The sequence below is a fragment of the Staphylococcus schweitzeri genome (genome assembly GCF_002902405.1).
Lineage (GTDB): Bacteria > Bacillota > Bacilli > Staphylococcales > Staphylococcaceae > Staphylococcus > Staphylococcus schweitzeri.
The window spans coordinates 1-3969 of record NZ_PPQS01000030.1 but is presented as its reverse complement, the minus strand read 5'-3'; the positions used below and the strand labels follow the sequence as shown (position 1 = coordinate 3969).

Below are 3969 nucleotides of genomic sequence, written 5' to 3'. Positions count from 1 at the left end.
ACTTCAATGGATTAGATTTATAGATTTCGAAAAGGAAAGCGCACAGAAATATAAAAAAATATATGCCCGATTTTTAGTTGTTATAAATGTGTTAACTACTATCACTGTAGTATTTGCACTGTGTAACCTTTATTATTTTGCAGCTGTACAAAACCATTATGATTTATTCAATTATTGGTTAATGGGTACGATTGCAATCATAATTAGCTATTTATTATTAGTAATTGGCGGAATGTTTACGTTGTTAAAATTACCTAGAGTAACAAAACGTTGGGGTGGTAAAACTAAAACACATTTCGGTTTATTATTAACTGCGTTGAGCTCATTTATATATATTGAAAAAATTATCGAATATATATTGGTTCCTAATGTCGTAGAATCCAAGTTTATAATTATTGTAAGTATGTTGGTTATCGCTGGAGCACAATTTGTGGCATTTCAATTTATTATGCAATACAGTAGATTCTACATTTTTGAATTAAACACTGAAGATGATGACTAAATAATATAGATTTACAAAACGCACTTTTAAAAAGTGAATTGATTTGAAAAAGTGATTAGAAAATCGGAAATTCTATAGAGGTTTTCACTGCTTTTATATTTTGAATTGGAGGAACAATAAATGGAACTTGATGCATTAGTAATGCCTAACTTAGCTAAAATGGAATTTTCTATTAATCCAGAATATTGGAAAGATGAAATGAGCAGGATTAAATCATTTTTTATAGACAAACATATCTATACAGTTGGACCAATAGTATTTACACGAGAAGTTGTCGGGCTAGATGAAATGAAATTTGTAACATATATTTCATTAAATTCTGAAATTGACGATATACCTGAATTGAATATTAAATTTATACCTTCAATTGCCCTTTTACCAACGATTTCTCATAAATGCTTTGATGAAGATGAATTTGAAAATGTTTATTTGAAAATCAAAGAGTTTGCAGTAGAAAATAACATAACACTATCAAATTCTCCATTCTACCATGTGATGGTTGATTATTTTGGTGGTCAAGTATATGAAATTCACGCTGAAATCAATTTAGATGAGGATGAATTGGAATGAATGAATTAAGCTATTCTACTATAATGTTTAGAAATGTTATATCAAAAGAATATTTAGATATAGACTTAAAAAATTTAAATGAAGTGACAACACATTTTTTAAATGAAGTAAAGCATTATGATTTAAATGAAAATGGACCATTAATTCTCACTATTAACCAGTTGATGAAAAATGAGAAAGTAAATATTACAATTTATTCATCTATTAATAATATAAGTAGTTTACATGATTCTTTTGAATTTCAATCTTACCTTTATATTGATCAAATGTTACATAATCAACTTAGACCACTAAATTATGAAGAAGATATTAAGAAGGGTTTAGAAGATATAGAAAGATTTGCAAAAGAAAATCAACTTCAACGTATATCACCATATTATTTTATACTCAATGATGTGAATGGATTTAAATGGATCGATATTAAAGTAAAAGTTATGGAATATTGAGGTGCGAATATGGAGTTCTTATTATTAATTGTCGTAGCCGGACTGTATTATATTATATATTTAACTGCTGTGATGTATTCTGAAAAAATAGTAGTATTGCCTATAATCATCTATGCCATTGTGTTTGTAGTAATTGGTATCACTTATATTTTTATAGGCGATAGCTATGATCAATTAACAAATTTCAATGTGATTTTGTATATGGGGAGTTTGTTTTATGCATGGATGGCTATTAGAAATCTTTGGAACAGACCACTATTATTAAAATATAAGAACATTACAGATAGTTCAAGTGGAATAGTTAATAAATCTGAATATAATTCAGTTGAAAGCTTACGTATAAACATTGAAATAGCTAAGTATAAAGGGATTATTTCTTTGATAGTAGCTATAGTACTAACGGTATTAATGACATTAAAGTCAACACCTCAAATCACTGCAGAAACACGTGACTTAAGTATCTCATTTTTCATACTCAGCTTATTTATCATTATTATATTTGCTGTTTGGGATTTAATTATTAGAGTTAGAAAAGGAGCGTTTGCTTTTGTTGTAATAAGGCCAATATTATTTAGTTTTTGGTTATTTATTTTGAATATGATTTTATCGAGATTATTATAATTATATTACATATAGGTATGCGTGAATTTTATTTATGAAATGGTGAAAAAGTATATACTATTAATATCTTTTTTACTATAATTATAAATAGTTAAATAAATTGAAAGATAAAATAATGAGTAGGAGTTAATGAGATGGAAAACCAAAATCAAGGCAATGGCTTAAAAATTGCAACATGGGTATTTATTGTATTAACAATAGTTACACCGTTATTTGGTATTGGAAGTATTATTTGTAGTATTAATTACAAAAAATACGATGCTGAAAAAGGTTCGAAGTTATTGCAAATTGCAATTATCGTAACAATAATTGCTTTTGTTTTAAATTTATTAGCATATTTAGGTTTAAGATAAGTAAAACGAATTTGAAGAAGCATTAAGCGACATTTGGGTGTTGTTTAATGCTTTTTATTTAACGGAAATAAGTGTAGAGAATAAATTAATAGTTTAATCAAGAGATATTTCGAACACATAGGGGCGATAACATGATTTTCGAAGAAAAATTAAGTGAAATGTACAATAAAATTGCGAATAAGATTAGCAGCATGATACCGGTAGAGTGGGAAAAGGTATATGCAATGGCATATATAGATGACGGAGGAGGAGAAGTGTTCTACTATTACACAGAACTTGGAAGTAATGAATTATACTACTATACTAGTGTATTAAATAAATATGATATATCGGAATCGGAATTTATGGATTCAGTGTATGAGTTGTATAAACAATTTCAAAATTTAAGGAATTTATTTAAAGAAGAAGGACATGAACCATGGACATCATGCGAATTTGACTTTACAAGAGAAGGTGAATTAAAAGTTTCATTTGATTATATTGATTGGATAAATTCAGAATTTGGTCAAGTAGGTCGACAAAATTACTATAAGTATAGAAAATTTGGAATTTTACCAGAAACGGAATATGAAATTAATAAAGTTAAAGAAATCGAGCAATATGTTAAAGAGCAAGATGAAGCTGAACAATAGAGGCGATAACATGAATTTCGAAGAAAAATTAAGTGAAATGTACAATAAAATTGCAAATGAGATCAATGAAATGATACCAGTAGAGTGGGAAAAGGTATATGTAATTGCATATGTGGACGATGGAGGTGGGCAAGTTATATTTTATTATACCAAGCCCGGAAATGATGAGCTGTATTATTATTCGAGTATCGTTGAAGATTATAATGTTTTAGAAGAAATCTTTGATGATTTATGGATGGAACTTTATAGATCATTTAAAAAATTAAGAAATATATTTAAAGAAGAAAGTCTTGAACCATGGACATCATGTGAATTTGACTTTACAAGCGAAGGTAAATTAAACGTATCTTTTGATTATATTGATTGGATAAATACAGAATTTGATCAATTAGGCCAAGAAAACTACTATAACTATAGAAAATTCGGAATTATACCAGAAATGGAATATGAAATGGAAGAGGTTAAAGAAATCGAGCAATATATTAAAGAGCAAGAAGAAGCTGAACAATAGAGGCGATAACATGACTTTCGAAGAAAAACAAAGTGAAATGTACAATAAAATTGCAAATGAGATTAGTGGAATGATACCAGTAGAATGGGAAAAGGTATATACAATGGCTTATATAGATGATGGAGGAGGTGAAGTATTCTTTAATTATACTAAACCAGGTAGCGATGAATTGAATTATTACACCGATATACCTAAGGAGTATAACATTTCTGTGCAAGTATTTGATGATTTATGGATGGCTTTATATGATTTGTTTGAGGAATTAAGAAATTTATTTAAAGAAGAAGGACATGAACCATGGACATCATGCGAATTTGACTTTACAAGAGAAGGT

At 27.9% G+C, this 3969-nt stretch carries 8 protein-coding genes; all 8 read left to right on the top strand.

What is annotated here, in order from left to right:
* Positions 1 to 502, top strand: a 502-nt coding sequence (locus CD116_RS06055) for a DUF5079 family protein (protein ID WP_103325210.1), incomplete at its 5' end; no start/stop codon positions are given.
* 120 nt (positions 503 to 622) lie between these two features.
* Positions 623 to 1072, top strand: coding sequence for a DUF5085 family protein (locus tag CD116_RS06050; RefSeq protein WP_047529255.1), 450 nt, complete (start codon positions 623 to 625; stop codon positions 1070 to 1072).
* Positions 1069 to 1518: a DUF5085 family protein gene (locus CD116_RS06045; RefSeq protein ID WP_001004376.1), complete on the top strand. Its 450-nt coding sequence runs from the start codon at positions 1069 to 1071 to the stop codon at positions 1516 to 1518. Before CD116_RS06050 ends, CD116_RS06045 begins: the two co-directional genes overlap by 4 nt.
* Positions 1519 to 1527: 9 nt before the next feature.
* Positions 1528 to 2139, top strand: coding sequence for a DUF5080 family protein (locus CD116_RS06040; protein WP_047529257.1), 612 nt, complete (start codon positions 1528 to 1530; stop codon positions 2137 to 2139).
* A 134-nt stretch (positions 2140 to 2273) separates the two neighbouring features.
* Positions 2274 to 2492, top strand: coding sequence for a hypothetical protein (locus CD116_RS06035; RefSeq protein ID WP_047424027.1), 219 nt, complete (start codon positions 2274 to 2276; stop codon positions 2490 to 2492).
* A 131-nt stretch (positions 2493 to 2623) separates the two neighbouring features.
* Positions 2624 to 3124, top strand: coding sequence for a TIGR01741 family protein (locus CD116_RS06030; RefSeq protein ID WP_047529259.1), 501 nt, complete (start codon positions 2624 to 2626; stop codon positions 3122 to 3124).
* Between the two features lie 10 nt (positions 3125 to 3134).
* Positions 3135 to 3635: a TIGR01741 family protein gene (locus tag CD116_RS06025; RefSeq protein ID WP_047548743.1), complete on the top strand. Its 501-nt coding sequence runs from the start codon at positions 3135 to 3137 to the stop codon at positions 3633 to 3635.
* Between the two features lie 10 nt (positions 3636 to 3645).
* On the top strand, positions 3646 to 3969 hold a 324-nt coding region (locus tag CD116_RS06020; RefSeq protein ID WP_142381041.1), incomplete at its 3' end, for a TIGR01741 family protein.

Coding starts and splice junctions, on each gene's coding strand:
- CD116_RS06050 (WP_047529255.1), top strand. CDS start 623: ATGGAACTTGATGCATTAGTAATGCCTAACTTAGCTAAAATGGAATTT.
- CD116_RS06045 (WP_001004376.1), top strand. CDS start 1,069: ATGAATGAATTAAGCTATTCTACTATAATGTTTAGAAATGTTATATCA.
- CD116_RS06040 (WP_047529257.1), top strand. CDS start 1,528: ATGGAGTTCTTATTATTAATTGTCGTAGCCGGACTGTATTATATTATA.
- CD116_RS06035 (WP_047424027.1), top strand. CDS start 2,274: ATGGAAAACCAAAATCAAGGCAATGGCTTAAAAATTGCAACATGGGTA.
- CD116_RS06030 (WP_047529259.1), top strand. CDS start 2,624: ATGATTTTCGAAGAAAAATTAAGTGAAATGTACAATAAAATTGCGAAT.
- CD116_RS06025 (WP_047548743.1), top strand. CDS start 3,135: ATGAATTTCGAAGAAAAATTAAGTGAAATGTACAATAAAATTGCAAAT.